The 18116-nt window shown below is 34.8% G+C and carries 12 protein-coding genes; 1 reads left to right on the top strand and 11 read right to left on the bottom strand.

The genetic code is table 11. The features are described from left to right. Positions 1 to 50: 50 nt before the first annotated feature. The 3 genes from R9X47_RS21630 to R9X47_RS21620 all read right to left on the bottom strand — a co-directional run bounded on the left by R9X47_RS21630 (position 51) and on the right by R9X47_RS21620 (position 4253). Positions 51 to 569, bottom strand: coding sequence for a DUF2179 domain-containing protein (locus R9X47_RS21630; protein WP_432663163.1), 519 nt, complete (start codon positions 567 to 569; stop codon positions 51 to 53). Positions 570 to 769: 200 nt separating this feature from the next. Then, complete coding sequence (locus tag R9X47_RS21625) at positions 770 to 2860, bottom strand: N-acetylmuramoyl-L-alanine amidase (protein WP_432663162.1); 2091 nt, start codon at positions 2858 to 2860, stop codon at positions 770 to 772. Between the two features lie 409 nt (positions 2861 to 3269). Beyond that, complete coding sequence (locus R9X47_RS21620) at positions 3270 to 4253, bottom strand: AIR synthase family protein (protein WP_432663161.1); 984 nt, start codon at positions 4251 to 4253, stop codon at positions 3270 to 3272. Positions 4254 to 4475: 222 nt separating this feature from the next. Between R9X47_RS21620 and R9X47_RS21615 the strand changes: the two genes are divergently transcribed. Next, positions 4476 to 6044 carry a hypothetical protein gene (locus R9X47_RS21615; RefSeq protein ID WP_432663160.1) on the top strand — a complete coding sequence of 523 codons (1569 nt, stop codon included), beginning with the start codon at positions 4476 to 4478 and terminating at the stop codon, positions 6042 to 6044. A gap of 133 nt (positions 6045 to 6177) precedes the next feature. On the opposite strand, the gene R9X47_RS21610 is transcribed toward R9X47_RS21615, so the two are convergent. From R9X47_RS21610 to R9X47_RS21575, 8 genes are all read right to left on the bottom strand, one after another. Further along, positions 6178 to 6774, bottom strand: a complete 597-nt coding sequence (locus R9X47_RS21610; RefSeq protein ID WP_432663159.1) for a hypothetical protein — start codon at positions 6772 to 6774, stop codon at positions 6178 to 6180. A 334-nt stretch (positions 6775 to 7108) separates the two neighbouring features. After that, positions 7109 to 8491, bottom strand: a complete 1383-nt coding sequence (locus R9X47_RS21605; protein ID WP_432663158.1) for a hypothetical protein — start codon at positions 8489 to 8491, stop codon at positions 7109 to 7111. Positions 8492 to 8646: 155 nt separating this feature from the next. Next, positions 8647 to 10347 (bottom strand): peptide ABC transporter substrate-binding protein, encoded by a 1701-nt coding sequence (locus R9X47_RS21600; protein WP_432663157.1) that lies wholly within the window; start codon positions 10345 to 10347, stop codon positions 8647 to 8649. Between the two features lie 193 nt (positions 10348 to 10540). Continuing rightward, positions 10541 to 12220 carry a peptide ABC transporter substrate-binding protein gene (locus R9X47_RS21595; RefSeq protein ID WP_432663156.1) on the bottom strand — a complete coding sequence of 560 codons (1680 nt, stop codon included), beginning with the start codon at positions 12218 to 12220 and terminating at the stop codon, positions 10541 to 10543. 479 nt (positions 12221 to 12699) lie between these two features. Beyond that, a complete protein-coding gene (locus R9X47_RS21590; RefSeq protein ID WP_432663155.1) occupies positions 12700 to 14382 on the bottom strand; it encodes a peptide ABC transporter substrate-binding protein in 1683 nt (560 codons plus the stop codon). A gap of 498 nt (positions 14383 to 14880) precedes the next feature. Further along, positions 14881 to 15879: an ABC transporter ATP-binding protein gene (locus R9X47_RS21585; RefSeq protein ID WP_432663154.1), complete on the bottom strand. Its 999-nt coding sequence runs from the start codon at positions 15877 to 15879 to the stop codon at positions 14881 to 14883. Next, the gene (locus R9X47_RS21580) at positions 15879 to 16868 is read right to left on the bottom strand and encodes an ABC transporter ATP-binding protein (RefSeq protein ID WP_432667680.1); all 990 of its coding nucleotides are present in this window, start codon (positions 16866 to 16868) and stop codon (positions 15879 to 15881) included. The genes R9X47_RS21585 and R9X47_RS21580 overlap by 1 nt, the downstream gene beginning before the upstream one ends. 45 nt (positions 16869 to 16913) lie before the next feature. After that, positions 16914 to 18098: an ABC transporter permease gene (locus tag R9X47_RS21575; RefSeq protein WP_432663153.1), complete on the bottom strand. Its 1185-nt coding sequence runs from the start codon at positions 18096 to 18098 to the stop codon at positions 16914 to 16916. Between the last annotated feature and the right edge of the window lie 18 nt (positions 18099 to 18116).

The raw sequence follows: 18116 nt of genomic DNA, 5'->3' as shown, positions 1-18116 counted from the left end.
ATAGGAACAGTTATAATCAAACCGTTCCCTAAAAGCACTTATTTCAATTTCTACCTTCTTTTTCTCTTGGTAAAATATCCACCTTTTATACTTCTAATATCAAAGACTGTGACAAATGGTCTTTTTTCAAGTTCATCTATGACTGCATATAAATTTTTAGTATCTTTTCTTTCGAGCATTACATTAAGTATCTCTCTCTTTCCATCTCTACCTTCACCTTCAATAAGGGTAACACCAAAGCCTTGGTTTCTAAGTCTCTCAGCTAGATTCTGTCCATTTGGATACTGACAAACAATTTGAGCAGTGATCTTACCTATTGCAATCTTTTCTTCAATCAAACTTCCAACATAATTTCCACAGGCATAGCCTAGAGCATAAACTATCAGATTTCTATAATCAGATAATCCACTTACTACCTTCCCAAGTGCTGTTATATATATAATGATTTCAAAAAAACCAATAATCGCAGCTTGACGCTTCATCCCCCTTACAATGCAAAGCATTCTTATCGTAAACAGTGATACATCTGTGACCCTCGCAATGAATATAAACAAGTAACCTAGTAACATCTTTTCTCCCCCTTTACATCTATTATTTCAATAATACATTATATATAGTTACTCACCTTTTGTATATACATTTATTATATTTTCTTAAAAAAGAAAAAGGGGGTGTTTCACAGTGATGAATTTATACTCTATCTAAAATTCTTTCACCCTGAAACACCCCGGGACTAGACTCATAAGATACTTTTATGAGACGCCCTTTTCTACTTCATTATAACTTTGTCGAAATATTCAATTATTCCCTTATATGCACCCTCAGCGCATTTTTGTCTATAGTCTTTTTGCTCTAACAGCTTCTCTTCTCTAGGATTTGTCATAAATCCTAGTTCTAATAGAACAGCTGGCATCTTTGTTTCTCTAATAACAACTAGCTTAGGCCTTTGAATTATTCCCTTATCCGGTGTGCCTAATTCTTTAACCAGTGCATCTCTCGTCATAGCTGCAAAGGTTTTATTATCTCTTCCGTCATTTGGATGATAAAGTACCTGAACTCCCTCTACACTAGTTTTAGAATGGGCATTTGCATGTACACTTACAAAGGCATCGGCCCCAAGTTCATTTGCAATAGTAGATCTATCATATAGGCCTATATAAGTATCGTCATCACGTGTCATATAGACTTTAAAGCCTCGATTTTCAAGTAGCTTCTTAAGTTTCAAGGATACATCTAAGACAACAACCTTTTCCTTCATCTTAAGTTTTGGACTAATTGCTCCTGGATCATGACCACCGTGACCTGGATCGATAACAATAAGCTTATCCTTATATTCAGATTCCTTTATAGTATTATTAGTAAAGCTAAACACTATTTTATCTGGGTCATTACTATTTGTATTATCCTTAAATGTCGTACCACCAGCAAGTTTTACGTTTATATAATAGTAATCCTTGCTTTTGCTATCATTAACCTTTATATCTTTTACAATACTATCATCTATATCCATTTGCAAGTCTTGTAGAGCTATACTATCCTTCAATAGCTTGATAGTTACTTCTTGTTTTGATTTGTCATAGGTTTTCGTATAACCACCTTGTCCGTTAGCACTTATTTCAAGCTTAGCTAAGTTAATAGCATCCTTATAATAATCAAATCCATCGAGTGGCTTTCCTGCAACAAAAACATATATTTCGTTTTCAGCATGTTCTATATATACATTTTCCATACCCATATCTTCATCTAGATCTACAACAACTCTAGTTATCTTATCATCAGGGGCATAATTATGATCGGGACTAAATTGTGCAAATCTAACACCTCTAACTGCACCTTCATTGATATCTATTGGCTCACCGTCATACTTCAATACACTATCAAGAACATCTATTACCACCTTACCATCTAAAGGTATGATATTGTAAGAAGGCTCTTCTGCGGTCTTAATTACTACTGTATCAACATTATAAATATTATCAACCTTAATATTCTTAACGGAGTTTATAAGCTTAATTCTAATCTCTTTCTTTTCCTCGTCATAGAAGGTTTCATATCCCTTTTTCTTATCAACATCCACAACAATCCTTGTCTTGTATGGCTTAACTTCAAACTGTGAAGCACGTATTGACTTTACTTCTCTTTCATATATATCTAGATTTACTAATCCCTTTTCATCTACTATAGATTTATCTTCTATATCTAAAATTGTATTTGGTAGATCCACTACGAGTCTATCTTCTCCGCCAACTTCACTTCCCTTTAAGAAGAATGATGACGTTCCAACTTCTCCAGTAGTCTTTATAACAATTTCAGGAAATTTTTCCGAACCATCGTATGTAATGTTTTTGATTTTCTGTAGAGGTTTATCTATAGTTGCAGTCATAGTTTCGCCTATCCATCCAACTTCCATTCCAAGCTGTTCTGAAACAAATCTAAGTGGAACCATTGTTCTAAAGTTTCCCTCATAGCCCAGTAATTTTGCTGGAACATTATCAGGAAGTGTATGTACCTTACCGTTTACATAGACCTTAGGACTATCTATCTTTAGTACAATCTCTTTTTCCTCGGTTTTTATTGTAGCTTCTTTGTTTTCTTGATTCCATGAAACCTCCGCTCCAAGGCTTTCACTAATAAACCTAACTGGCACTAGGGTTCTGCTGTCAAACAACATTCCAGGAACATCAGATATAACATCCTTTCCTCCCATGATTAAATTAACAACATCAACATCGTATTCTTTTTTCGTAGTAGCATCAGTAATATGTAAGGTTTCCTTCTCAAATTTTTTCACCCCGAAGGAAGTTATCGTCATACTCATAAGTATCATGACTACCAGTAATAACGATACTGTTTTCTTCACTACTATATCCCCCTTATGTTGTTTTGTTTTTTCTATAGTCATGCTACTTTAAAATTCAAAATAAATTTTTCTGAAATAATGAACACATCTATATTCTTTCAGTGAAATTTATTAAGATCATTTTTCTAAGAGAACCGTGACCGAAGCAGATTGCTTAGATGCCCTTAAGTCTTTGTTGCTTCTTAAAATAGCATTACATAAAAAATTTGTTCACTTAAGTCTATTTATATCATTTGAAGTAACTTTATGTCAACTTAATGTAATCAAATGTAATTAGAATTTAATATTGTAATATCTTATTAAGAAAGCCCATATTTCTCCATATGCAAATAGACATTCATTAGCTTTATCCCTTAGTTTTACTTAGATAGACAACATAAAAAACCTGAGGAGTATTCTCCTCAGATTTCTATATTACCTTATATAATTCATCACTTTCCGGCGGTTCTATCTCACTTTTTCTATTATCTTCTATTAAAAAACATCCGTTTTCTGTAATCTCGCCTATGGTGCTTCCCATTACTCCATTTTTACTAAGTTCCTGAATTAATTCCTTTTCTTTTTGTGGATCTATTGTAATCAACATTGTCCCGCTGGAAATAAGTCTTAGAGGGTCGATATCGAAAAATTTGCAAATCTCAACGGTTTCCTTTGCTAAGGCAATTCTTTCTTTGTAAATATTACACCCTAGCTTTGACGCTTTGCAAATTTCCCACACAGCGCCTAGAATCCCCCCTTCAGTCACATCATGCATACTGCTAGCACCCATTTTCCCCGACACAACTCCTTCTTTAACTACACTTATATAATCTACCATTTTTTTCGCACCTGCAATTATTTCCCGGGAAAATGTCGAATTTAGTTTATCTTCAAGATCAAAGGCTATTATACCCGTGCCTTCAAGTCCTGCGGTTTTCGTCATTATTATTTTATCTCCAACCCTTGCGCCAGATGATTTGACTACCTGAGATTTCAATTGTCTTCCAATAGCTGTAGCTGAAATCACTATTCTATTTACTGCTTCAGTTATTTCTGTATGACCTCCAATTATTTCAACATTTAGTTTACCTGCTTCATAGGATGCTTGTTTCATAATTTCTTCTATTTCATTTTCAGTAGTTCCTTCAGGTGCTAAAATAGTCATCATTAACCCTAGAGGTTCTATTCCGTTGGTAGCAATATCATTACAATTTATGTGTACAGCTAGTTTTCCAATTTCACTCGATGCTCCTGTTATTGGGTCCGTTGACATAACCAAAGCATATTCTCCAAAATCTACTACAGCGCAATCTTCTCCTATACCAGGTCTAACCATTACTTCTTCTCTATGTATTTTAATATTACTGAATATTATTTTTTGTAATAACTCCGAATCAAGCTTTCCCACTTTCACAACATTCATCCTTTCTACTAAAAACTGACATTATCCAGGATTATCCCTTATTTCATTATATATCACTTTCTACTTAAGTTAAATGTATATATATTAAAGCAAGACTATTAATGAAAAAATTTATTACGTATATTTAGTTATTTGTCAGAATATACCGAGATTTTATAAATATATATAGTAGTAGTATAATCATTTAATTTTTTCAATAAAGGTGGTGAAATTATGGATGCAAAAAGTTTACTTGAAAGTTTAGATTTTTCAAAGGAGAATATTCGTAGACAAGCTTTGATCTATTCCTTTTCAAATATTTTGACTTTGTCAATGCTATCTGGATTTGGTATAAAGTGTGATATGACTAGTAGAGCCCTTGAAGGTTATATTGAAGAGCTCAACAAAGAGTTCAATATAAATACCGATGAAAGTGAAGAAAGCAATGAGTTACAAGATCTTTTATGTGCAATAGATCCTAGTTTAGAGCCTGAAAAGGAAAACTATCTCTCCCTTGATAAGAACCTTAAATTCATCAAGAACTTGAATCCAATAAAGGCAATTTACTCAAAAGCTAGTTTAGTACCTTCATCCGACAACGGATTTGAAAAGAACACCAATTTTGCCCTTGATTTAGCTAATAATAAACTGGAAAAACAACTTAATCCTAAAAATCAAGGGCTTTTGATTCTAAATGAATTAAATCTATCTAAGCTTTTATATGATAAAAGTTTAGTTAAAAGAAATCAAAATACAACCTTTGAGGAAAAGCTTATAGCCATGATTTTACTTGAATTAGCTATAAATCAGGCTATCTTTTGTCATGAGCATCTTCGAAATAACCAGGGTCTTTTTGTAGAAAAGGTGAACCTTTCCTGTAACCTCAATGAAATCGACCTAGATGACAACAAAGCTGAAATAGATTGGGAAGATCAAGTATATATGATTTCAGCATATGCTTTGCTTTATGAAACTCTCAGCGATTCTAAGTATGAAAAATATTTCGACCATAATAAAGCTGACATTTTTAAAGGCTATGCTTTTGATCTTCTTAGTATCTTAGAAAATCACGAATATGAAATCCTGGAACTCGAGACAGCTAGTCTTTCTAGTTCTACATCTTCTATTATTGAGGCTCTAAATATTTTAGATGATGACAGGAAACATTTATCATTTACGCTAAGCCTTTGTGATGAACTTTATGCAAGAGAAAAGAGGGATGGATTTATGCTTTCACACAGGCACACAAAGGAAACTGCATCCCTTGCATCTCACTTCAAGTCCATAGAAGCTCTTACAAGGGGATTTGAATTTACTAATTTCAACATGTTTCTTAATGCTTCAGAAGAAATTTATAAAAATCTAAATTCAACTTGGGACGATAACCTTGGTTTATTCAATCTTGATGGTAGTGACAGCATTAGGTATTCTTCTAAGAGTATCTCTTATGTCCTAAAATCTCTGAATGAGCTTTCCAAAACTACTTCCTCATCCAATTTAAAGGAAAATATAAAGAATCAATTAACTGATTTCTTTGATTCTTCTATAAATGGAGCTGGACTTCAATCTCCGCCTCCTAGTCTTAGAATGGATATGAATATGTTTAGATCCTCAGAGCCTGTATCATCTGTTATCGAAGATATAATTGAAGATAAAAAAGTATATATTATTGAAAAGGGCTTTGAGATTAACAAAAGTGATAATCAAATAAACAAGTACTCCAATGAGTTCAGTAGCGAACACGTATTGTTCGCGTCAGACGCAATGTTGAGTTTGGCCTTAGAAGACAGTTCTAAGTCATAAGTAATGAGTATAGAGCTTCCAGTAAAACTAATATTCAAAACACCTTGAAACACTGAATATGTGTGTAAATTAAGTTTTACTGGTAGCTCTATATATTTGGTCTTTCTTTTTTGGTTTAACAAAACTTATTCCTCTAATTCCCTTTCATACTACAAAAATGCTTTTTCCACTCTTCCTTTGACATCATTCTGTGATCCGATACTATATATAAAACTTCAATATCTTTTGGTTTTATATCATGAAATATTAATACCTCTGCATCATATCGCTGTAACTTGTCCAATCTACTTTCAAGATTTTTGTTGAACGAAGTTGATGTATCCCAATAATTATCCAACATCTTACTTCCTTCAACTTCCATATATTCTTTTGCCTTATCATATTCATTAAGCTTTTGTAGTATAAATGGCTCATACACTTCATTAGCTAAATTTTCATTTGCAATCCAGCATTTTCCCGGTTTTATCTTCAAGCCTAGTAATGCCGTATGTGAATGAAATTTATGTTTTTTTGCGAAATTCAAGCTCCCAAATATAGCTTTTTTTCTTATAACCCAATCGGGTATATTCTCTTTTCTATACTTGTCTATATAATCGTGAAACTCATAGTACTTCGATTTATATGTATTTTTGTCATCATATTTAATTCCATATCTCAGTGTCTTATCTAAATCAGTAATACTTATTACATGATAAACTGTCTTTGTCTCCACGTAATCTGGAAAAAGCATAATATCACCTCTCGATTAGTTTTATAAAATATAACCCAGATTATCCATAGAAAAATCAAAACTACTTGCATATTCTCAAACTTTCTATGAATAATCTGGGGTTAATAATATTTATACCAAATTGTGAAATACTAATCATAGAGGTGATTATTATGATAAATATCAATTGTACCCTTAATGATTGTATCTTTGAGTGCGATGGTAAATGCACATTAACTCACGTCTCAACACCATCAAATATTTACAATCCGGAATGCATTTATTTTAGACCGAAGGATGAGATGAAACCAGAGACTTCTGAGGGAATCCATTAGTCTTATTCTGTTTATCTAAGCTAAATTAAAAACATAGCAACAATCGTAGTTACAACCAACCCCGTTACAACCGGTATAAAATTTTTAGCGGCTAAATCCATAGGTTTAACTCTGCAAATTGCTGCTGCAGGTATTAATCCCCAAGGAACTAATGTTCCTCCACCAACCCAAATAGCTCCTATTTGCCCTAGGGCTGCTAATACTGGAATACTACCATTTACTGCCGTTCCAAAGACTTTAGCAAGGGATCCTGCTAAAGACATCCCTGAAAACCCCGAGCCATCTAAACCTGTAATAGCTCCAACTAACATTTCCATACTAGCAACCATCGGCCTATTCATCTTTGCTATTGATGCCAGAGCACTCCCCATATCCGATAGTATTCCTTGTGAACCGGCCGGTAAAACTCCCTCTCCTAAAACTGCCTGTATAGGGGAAATCTCACCTAGATAGAAGAAGGCAGCGATAGGAATTATTGGTCCAAATATCTCCATTCCAAACATAAAGCCTTCCTTAATGAACTTAGTTATCTTATCTAGAGACTTTGATTTATATTCTGCTATACTAATTATTAATGTTAATATTACTGCCGTTCCTCCTATAAGTGCTGTAGCATCTCCTCCACGTAAATCGAAATAAAACATTGAGATTATATCTATCAAGAAAGCACATGGTACAATTATCGCTGCAAACTTTGCGTTTTTACTTGGCTCCTTTGCATTGTTTATCTCTTCTAACTCTATTTCTGAGTCTACAATATTTCCTTTCTTCATATCTCTCTTGAGCAAGATATATGCCATTACTATTGTCACTATACCCATGGTTAAAAACAATGGCGTACCCTGAATCATTATCTTTTCTACCGGCACACCTGCTGCACTTGCAGTTATAGTCGGCGCTCCTTGTATTACATAGTCACTGGATAATGCTAGACCATGACCAAATAGATTTATTGCTATAGCCACACCTATAGCAGGAAGCCCTACCTTCAACGCTACCGGTAATAGCACTGCCCCAACCAAAGCTGTTGCTGGGGAAGGCCAGAAAAACCATGAAACAATAAGCATTACTATACCTATAAACCAAAATGCAATATCAGGAGTCTTTATCACTTTTGTAAAGGGCTTAACCATAAGATTATTAGCGCCAATTTCTTCTAAAATCTTAGACATAGCTACAATACAGGATATTACTATAATAATACCAATAAGCTCATTTGCAGCTACAATAAAGGCGTCAAATACTCCCTTTGTTCCACCTATGAAACTTTTCTTTGCCATAAAGCTAATTAGAAAAATACCTAAAATACATGGAATTATTGTGTCTCTTCGCATTAACATTACTATCAAGATAACTAAGGTCATTATTACATAAATCCAATGAAGACTTGTAAGTTGTACCATGCTTTCCCTCCTTAAAGTAGTGTTACTACTCATAATATTCACACCTAGGAGAAAGTGCTACAAAAAGAGGATGCCTCAGAATAACGAATTTCTACGTTATTCTGAGGCATCTCTATTTCAATCAGATTTCTTTAATGTATTTTACTACTTTGAAACTATTGTGCTCTACCTTCAACATAAGCTCTGTCAAAGAACAAATGTCCAAGTGGTGTTCTATACCAATCTTTAACATAACCCTTCATCATCATCGGATTAGTATAGTAATATACTGGTGATACTATCATATCTTCCATCATTAAGTCCTCTGCCTTATGCATTAACTCGGCTGCTTTCTTAGGATCTCCTTCTCTCTTAGCTGCGTAAATTAGTTCATCAAATTCTTCGTTCTTCCATTGCGGATCGTTGTTACCACTTTCAGAAAGGAACATATCCAAGAATGTCATTGGATGGTTGTAGTCACCAATCCAACCATGTCTTGCAATTGTAAAGTCACCATTTTGTCTAGCTGGAATAAATACTCTCCATTCCATATTTTCAAGGTCGATATCTATATTCAAATTCTTCTTCCACATTTCTTGAACAGCTTCAGCTATTCTCTTGTGGTTCTCGCTTGTATTGTACTTAAGTGTAACCTTAGGGAATCCCTCTCCGTTAGGATATCCAGCTTCTTCTAATAGTTTCTTAGCTTCTTCAATTTGAGCTGTCATTGGATCTATACCATAGTCTCCACCAGCTTTTCTGAAATCCTCTCCACCAACCATAATTCCAGGAGGAACGAATCCAGTTGCTGGCACTTGGCCACCTAATGTAACAGTCGTAACGATAGCATTTCTATCGATAGCTTTAGTTAATGCTTTTCTAACTCTTACATCATCAAATGGTTCCTTTGTAACATTGAAGCAGTAGAAATAGGTTCCAAGATATGGGGCTATTATAAAGTCTTCATTTTCAGCTTGTAATCTCGGTATCTCTTGAGTTGGTACATCATCTGTACCATCTATATCTCCAGCTTCAAATGCTGCTAGACCAGTAGATTGTTCAGTAATAAATACGAACCTTACTTCATCAAGCTTTACCCTATCGCCTTCCCAATAGTTTGTATTTGGAACAAGCTTAAGTACATCATTTTGTACATATTCAGCTAATTTGAATGGTCCATTTGTTATTGCTGTTTCAGAATCAAATTCCCACGCCTCTGGGTTCTTCTCTACAACATCCTTTCTAACTGGGAAGTATGTAGGGAATGCAAACAGTTCAAGTATATATGCCGTAGGCTGCTCTAGTGTAACTTCTAAAGTATTTGCATCTATAGCTTTAATTCCCAGCTCATCAACACCAAGCTCGCCAGAATAAATCTTTGTAGCATTCATAACTGGATCTAACATATAAGCATATTCGCATGCAGTAGCAGGATCAACTGCTCTTTTCCAACCATAAACAAAATCCTCAGCAGTAACTGGCTTACCGTCGGACCACTTAGCATCTTTTCTTAAGTGGAACGTCCATACAGTTTTGTCTTCGTTTGTATCCCAGCTCTCCGCAACACCAGGATCTTGTTCCATTTTCTCGTTAGTCCTAACTAGTCCCTCAAAAATATTTTGCATAATTATTGATGCTCCAACTGATGTTGCCTTGTGTGGGTCAATACTATCAGGGTCAGCCAAAAGATTGTAGGTAATTACTTGCTCATCCTTTGGTGGTTCTTCTTTTGCTGGCTCTTCCTTTGCCGGTTCTTCAGCGTTTTGCTCTGGTTGCTCCTCAGGAGTCTTTGCTGGCTCTTCTTTCTTAGCACATCCAACAAATGCTGTGAAAACTAAAGTCATCACTAATAATAATGCTAAAGCTTTTTTAAACATATTATCCTCCCCCACTGTCTTTTATTTATAGTATCCTTATAAAGGTTACTACCTATGGTCCAGTTAATACTTGTCAGCTTTTTCTCTATTTATAATTTATTTTGTTTACTTTTTAAATATTACAATAATTTTTTTCTAATTGGATTTTTTCAAAAAAAAAGACGATCTTTTCGATCGTCATTTTTTTAGCATTCTAATTTTCGATATATGTGTCTCTAAAGTACATCTGTCCAAGAGGTGATCTATACCAACCCTTAACATGCTTACCCATCATCATCGGAAGTGTATAATAATATATTGGCATTACTTTCATTTCTTCCATAATTATATCCTCAGCTTTATGCATTAATTCCGCTTGTTTCTCTTCAGTTGGAGCCATCTTAGCTTCATTTATAACCTTATCAAATTCTTCATTTCTGACCTGCGAATAATTGTTACCACTATCACTTAGTAGTAGATCGAGGAATGTCATTGGATGATTGTAATCTCCTATCCAACCAGCTCTGGCAATTTGGAAGTTTCCTTCTTCTAACATAGGATAATGTACTCTAGTCTCCATGTTTGTAAGTTCTACATCTATCCCTAGATTTTGATTCCACATTTCTTGTATTGCTTCTGCTATCCTCTTATGGTTTTCACTTGTGTTGTACTGTAGTGTAATTTTAGGTAGCCCTTCACCATTTGGATAACCAGCTTCAGCTAAAAGCTTCCTAGCTTCTTCAACCTGTGCCCCCATTGGATCCACTCCATAGTCTCCACCAACCTGCCTGAAATCTTTTCCAGCAAAGGTTACTCCTGAAGGTACATATCCTGTAGCTGGTGCCTGACCTCCTAGGGTTACAGTTGTTACAATAGCATTTCTATCGATTGCTTTTGAAAATGCCTTTCTAACTCTTACATCATCAAATGGTTCCTTAGTTAGGTTGAATACATAGTAATATACCCCTAAGTATGGTGCTATAATAAAGTCTTCTCTCTCGGCTTGTAGTCTCGGAATTTCTTGGTTAGGAACTTCATCTATACCATCAAGATCTCCAGCTTCCATAGCCGATAATGCTGTGGATTGCTCTACTATAAATACAAAGTTGAGCTCCTCTAGCTTTACCCTATCTCTACCCCAATATTCTTCATTTGGAACCAGTTTAAGAACATCATTTTGAGTATAACTAGCCAATTTGAAAGGCCCGTTTGAAACAGCTAGTTCCGGAGTAAATGACCATCTTTCTGGATCCTTTTCTATCATATCCTTTCTAACTGGACAAAGTGTTGCAAAACCAAATATTTCTACCATATATGGTGCGGGAGCTTCTAAGGTTACTTCCAATGTCTTTTCGTCAACCGCTTTAACTCCAAGCTCCTCAGGTGCAACTTTACCAGTATAAGCTTTAGTTCCATTTTTAACCATGTCAAACATGTAAGAATAATCACATGGTACATCAGGATCTACAGCTCTTCGCCATGCATATACAAAGTCTTCCGCTGTAACGGGCTTTCCATCTGACCACTTTGCTTCATCTCTTAATTTAAACGTCCATACTAGTCCATCATCACTTACTGTCCAGCTTTTAGCGGTACCAGGTACTGCCTTTAAATCCTTGTCAAAGGTTACTAGCCCTTCAAAGGTATTAGCTAGGATTATAGACCCACCAACGGTTGAATTTAACTGTGGATCTATAGTTTCTGGATCAGCTGCAAGATTATAAGTCAATTTTTGCTTTGCTTTTACTTCCCCAGGCTCTTCCTTTTGTGCTTGCTCCTGCTCTTGTCCTTGTTCTGAAGACTTTGCAGGTTCATCAGTAGTCTTGGCACAACCAGCAAAGGATGCAACTACTAAAGTTAACACCAATAATAATGCCATGTATTTCTTTAACAATACAATCCCCACCTTTTTTCGTAATTTAATTTTATATACAAAGTTCCTAGTAAAACTTAATCTATACCTATCCAAATCCTCAGCGCTTCCGTGATTTTGGAATGTGTATAAATTAATAACTTCTAAAAAAGAAATTGCACAACCATGAATATCCATAGACATCAAGTGCAAATCTCAGAATATTCATGATTGTTTAACAATATAAAAAAGCTTTGCACTATTATTTAATTTAAATAAACAATAGTATTAAAATAGGAGTTTAAGTTAAGTATTACTCAACTTAAGTATATTATAAATTATTTTTCAGAAAATTTCAATATTATTTCACCTTTGGAACTTATTAACTTTTTGTAATATTTCTCAATTTATTATTTACCACACAAAAAAAGACTGTCATATTCGACAGTCATCTCACTAATAGAGTTTTAAATTTAATTTAAAAAGACGGCCACTTAGGCCGTCTTTTAGAATTCATTTTATTATTCAGCTCTTCCTTCTACATATGCTCTATCAAAGAATATATGTCCAAGTGGAGTTCTGAAGTAATCTTTAACATAGCTCTTCATCATGTATGGATGAGTGTAGTAGTAAATTGGCATTACTATACCATCTTCCATCATTAAATCTTCAGCTTTATGCATCATTTCAGCAGCTTTCTTAGGATCACTTTCCTTCTTAGCCGCATAGATTAACTTGTCATACTCTTCGTTCTTCCATTGTGGATCGTTGTTTCCACTTTCAGAAAGGAACATATCTAAGAAAGTCATTGGATGGTTGTAGTCACCTATCCAACCATGTCTAGCAACTTGGAAGTCACCATTTTGTCTAGCTGGAATAAATACTCTCCACTCCATGTTTTCAAGTTCAATCTCAACATTTAAGTTTTTCTTCCACATTTCTTGTATAGCTTCAGCTACTTTTTTATGGTTTTCACTTGTGTTATATCTAAGTGTAGTCTTAGGGAATCCTTTACCATCTGGATATCCAGCTTCTGCTAATAATTTCTTAGCTTCTTCAACTTGAGCTGTCATTGGATCTATACCATAGTCTCCGCCAGCTTTTCTAAAGTCTTCTCCACCAACCATGATTCCTGGAGGAACGAATCCTGTTGCAGGTATTTGTCCACCTAAAGTAACAGTTGTAACAATCGCATTTCTGTCTATAGCCTTAGATAATGCTTTTCTAACTTTTACATCTGTAAAAGGCTCTTTTTCAACGTTGAAAGCATAGAAATATGTTCCAAGATATGGAGCTATTATAAAGTCTTCGCTTTCAGCTTGTAATCTTGGTATTTCTTGAGATGGAACTTCATCTGTACCGTCTATATCTCCAGCTTCAAAAGCTGCAAGACCAGTAGATTGCTCTGTAATAAACACGAATCTAACTTCGTCAATCTTAACTCTATCAGCATCCCAATAATTTTCATTAGGAACTATCTTTAATACATCGTTTTGAGTGTATCCAGCTAACTTTAATGGACCATTTGTAATAGCTGTAGCAGGATCAAATTCCCAAGCTTCAGGATTCTTTTCGATTGCATCTTTTCTTACTGGGAAGTAAGTTGGGAATGCAAATAACTCAAGAATATAAGCAGTAGGCTGCTCTAAAGTAACCTCTAGAGTTTTAGCATCTATAGCTTTAATTCCTAATTCATCAACTCCAAGCTCACCAGAATAAATCTTTGTAGCATTCATAACTGGATCTAGCATGTAAGCATATTCACATGCAGTAGCAGGATCAACTGCTCTCTTCCATCCATAAACAAAGTCTTCCGCAGTAACAGGTTGTCCATCAGACCACTTAGCATCTTCTCTTAATTTGAAAGTCCAAACAGTCTTGTCTTCGTTTGTTTCCCAGCTTTCAGCAACACCAGGATCTTGTCCCATTTCTGCGTTAGTTCTAACTAACCCTTCAAAAATATTTTGCATAATGATTGACGCACCAACTGATGTTGCTTTATGTGGGTCAATACTATCTGGGTCAGCTAAAAGGTTGTAAGTTATAACTTGCTCATCCTTAGCTGCTGGTTCTTCTGTTGGTGCAGGCTCGTTTTGCTCAGTTCCTTGCTCAGCTGGTGCCGGTTCTTCTTTCTTAGCACAACCAGCAAAAGCTGAAATAACTAAAGCTAACACCAATAATAATGCAAAGCTTCTTTTTAACAAAGTAAACCCCTCCTATTTTTTATATATCTTTACTTAAGAAGTGATAAAGAAAACAAGGTTTTATTTACCACTTATTAACAATGTTAAATAAATAATAAATATTTAATATTTTTATTAATTATATTTAATCTTATTAAATAGTCTGAATATTTTTTAGCGAAAAAAATATCAGGCAATCTTAATAAAATAGCCATTTATAGCACATATCTATGTATATAATTTATGGCCACTTAATTCTACCCATAAGTTATATAATTCGATATAAAAGCAAAAATTCCTGCTTATTTTTTAAATATATTTAATAAAATTTTAAAATATGTTAAGAAAATGATATATCCAATGTTTTTTATATGGTATTTTATGGGGCTGTCTCATAAAGTTTTCTTATGAGTACAGCCCCGATATGTTTCAGCATGAGTGAATTTCTCTGAAACACACCATTATTTGTTATTTATAGTCATTCTACTAAAAGAATCGACAAATCTTTATTAAAAATCTCTATCTATCATTTAGATGACAAGCAGACATATGTCCTCCACCAATATCCTTAAGTGGCGGCTCAACCTCAGCACATATAGGCATAGCATACCTACATCTAGTTCTAAACCTACATCCTGAAGGAGGATTTAATGGACTTGGAACGTCTCCCTCTAATATAATCCTTTTATTAGCTCTAGTTACTTCTGGATCTGGAATAGGAATAGCTGATAATAGAGCTTGAGTATATGGATGTGCAGGGTTCTGATAAAGTTCGCTACTAGATGCTACCTCCACAAGCTTTCCTAAATACATAACTCCTATCCTATCAGAAATATACTTAACCATTGATAGGTCATGGGCGATAAATAGATACGTCAGTCCCATTTCACTTTGTAGGTCTTCAAGCATATTAACAACCTGTGCCTGTATTGATACGTCTAGGGCTGAAATAGGTTCATCGCATATTATAAAGTCTGGTTCAACAGCTAGTGATCTTGCGATTCCGATACGTTGTCTCTGCCCACCACTAAATTCATGGGGATATCTACTTGCATGATCCTTAGTCAAACCTACTTTATGAAGTAAGTTGTAAACTATTTCTTGTCTCTCCTTACCCGATGCGATTCCATGTATATCCAATGGTTCTCCGATTATATCAGAAACTGTCATTCTTGAGTTTAGGGATGCATATGGATCCTGGAATATCATTTGCATCTTTTTTCTAAAAGGTTTTACCTGATTTTGACTCATTTTACCGATCTCAGCTCCATCAAATATAACTTCACCATCGGTAAGGTCATATAGTCTGATAATAGTTCTACCTGTTGTAGACTTACCACATCCAGACTCTCCAACTAGACCTAGGGTTTCACCTCTTTTAATAAAGAAACTAATATCGTCTACTGCCTTAACATACTGAGTTTCTCCTCCTAGAAGTCCCTTTTTAACTGTAAAGTATTTTTTTAGATTCTTTACTTCTAATAGGATGTCATTTTTTTTCACATTTAATTCACTCATTATGCTGTCCCCCTTTTAACACCAGTATCAACTTTAACCTTTGGTGCTTTATCATGTAATAGCCAGCACATTGATCTATGTCCTTTACTTGGTTCGAAGTATGGAGGACGATGCTCAGTACAAATCTTCATAGTATAAGGACATCTTGATGCAAATGGACATCCCACAGGCGGCTTTATAAGATCCGGTGGTGTTCCTTCTACTGGAATAAGCCTTTTCTTTTGCTCTAAGTCAAGTCTTGGGATTGATTTTAATAATCCCATTGTGTATGGATGCTTTGGATCATAGAATATCTCCTCTGCAGTTCCTTCCTCCATTATAAGGCCACCATACATAACTATTATTCTAGAACATACATCAGCAACGACTCCCAAATCATGGGTTATAAGAATTATTGATGTATTTATTTTATCCTTTAAATCCTTCATAAGTTCTAATATCTGAGCCTGAATAGTAACATCTAGAGCAGTTGTAGGTTCATCAGCTATCAATAGATCTGGCTCACATGATAGTGCGATAGCTATCATAGCTCTTTGTCTCATACCACCACTAAATTCATGTGGGTAGTTATCGACTCTAGTCTCCGGTGAAGGAATTCCAACAAGTCTTAACATCTCAATAGCCTTTTCCTTTGCCGCCTTCTTATCAAGACCTTGATGCCTTCTAATTGCCTCTATAATTTGATCACCAATTGTGTAAACCGGATTAAGTGATGTCATTGGATCTTGGAAAATCATAGCTATTTCATTACCTCTAATAGCCATCATTTCCTTATCTGATTTTTTAACTATGTCCTCACCTTTAAAAAGGACTTCTCCACTCTTAATCTTACCAGGGTATTGTAAAAGCTTCATTACTGACATAGATGTAACACTTTTTCCACTTCCAGATTCTCCAACTATTCCTATAGCTTCACCTTTATTTACTGTAAAGCTAACTCCACGAACTGCCTGTACTTCACCAACATGTATAAAAAACGACGTTTTCATGTCCTTAACTTCTAATAATTTTTCTGCCAAATTAATCACCCCTTCCTATTTACGTAAACGTGGGTCTAGTGCGTCTCTTAGACCATCGCCCAAGAAGTTGAATGAAAGCATAGTAATACATATAGCTAAAGATGGAAAGAACAATAAATACGGATACGAACGTATTCCACCTAAAGCATCGTTACAAAGAGTTCCCCATGATGCCATCGGCGCCGATACCCCAAGTCCTATAAAGCTTAGGAATGATTCAGTAAAAATTGCCGTTGGAATCATCATAGTCATAGTAACAATTATCGGACCCATTGCATTAGGAATAAGATGTCTAATTAATATTCTCCATGTATCAGCTCCTAAGGTTTTAGCAGCTAAAACAAATTCATTTTCTTTAAGACTAAGAATCTGACCTCTTACTATACGGGCCATATTAACCCAATAAATCGTACCGAGGGTTATGATTATACTCTTTAGTCCGGACCCTATAACTACCATAATAAGGATAACGTATAGAACTAGAGGTATAGTTTGTATAATATCTACGATACGCATCATTATATTATCAGCTCTACCGCCTAAGTAACCAGACGTACCACCGTATAAAACACCTATTGTAAAGTTAACAACGGCAGCTATAATACCTATTAAAAGAGATATACGTGCACCGTATATAACCCTGATTAGAACGTCTCTACCTAGCTCATCTGTACCAAATAAGAATCTCTTATTCCATACTTTTTTGGTGGGCTGTATTACAGTTCCATCTTCACGCTTTAACTGAGCAGGTTTTTCGTTATAATCAATGACTACCTTTTCTCCATTTACTTCATAAAGCTGATATTTCTTCATAACATTGTTTTCAACAGGAGCAAGCTTTTCTATAATTTTACCATTAGATTCAACAGTATATAATCTTAAAGCTCTATGCATATATAAGTAGGTATCTTCATTAGCTTGACGTATCTCAAATCTATGAGGAATACTTGCTAAGTTTAAATCTTGATCAAAGTAAGTATAAGGTGATACCATTGGTCCAAGTATAGCTATGAGTATTAGTAAAATAATTGTAAACAGTCCACCCATAGAAGCCTTGTTTAACTTAAGTCTTCTCCATGCATCCTGCCAATATGTTAAACTCGGTCTGCTTATTACATCACCTTTTTTATCGCTCTTTTCAACTTTTTCCCACAAATCAGGAGTAAAGTTAATATTATTTAAATCATTTGAATTATTCATAATCCCGTCAAACCCTCC

It is taken from the genome of Wukongibacter baidiensis (genome assembly GCF_050888315.1).
Taxonomy (GTDB): Bacteria; Bacillota; Clostridia; order Peptostreptococcales; family Caminicellaceae; genus Wukongibacter; species Wukongibacter baidiensis.
This window is presented reverse-complemented; position numbering and strand designations above follow the sequence as displayed.

What these genes read in the sequence shown, in the direction of transcription:
- R9X47_RS21630 (WP_432663163.1), bottom strand. Translation starts at nt 569, where the DNA reads ATGTTACTAGGTTACTTGTTTATATTCATTGCGAGGGTCACAGATGTA.
- R9X47_RS21615 (WP_432663160.1), top strand. Translation starts at nt 4,476, where the DNA reads ATGGATGCAAAAAGTTTACTTGAAAGTTTAGATTTTTCAAAGGAGAAT.
- R9X47_RS21610 (WP_432663159.1), bottom strand. Translation starts at nt 6,774, where the DNA reads ATGCTTTTTCCAGATTACGTGGAGACAAAGACAGTTTATCATGTAATA.
- R9X47_RS21605 (WP_432663158.1), bottom strand. Translation starts at nt 8,491, where the DNA reads ATGGTACAACTTACAAGTCTTCATTGGATTTATGTAATAATGACCTTA.
- R9X47_RS21600 (WP_432663157.1), bottom strand. Translation starts at nt 10,347, where the DNA reads ATGTTTAAAAAAGCTTTAGCATTATTATTAGTGATGACTTTAGTTTTC.
- R9X47_RS21585 (WP_432663154.1), bottom strand. Translation starts at nt 15,879, where the DNA reads ATGAGTGAATTAAATGTGAAAAAAAATGACATCCTATTAGAAGTAAAG.
- R9X47_RS21580 (WP_432667680.1), bottom strand. Translation starts at nt 16,868, where the DNA reads ATGAAAACGTCGTTTTTTATACATGTTGGTGAAGTACAGGCAGTTCGT.
- R9X47_RS21575 (WP_432663153.1), bottom strand. Translation starts at nt 18,098, where the DNA reads ATGAATAATTCAAATGATTTAAATAATATTAACTTTACTCCTGATTTG.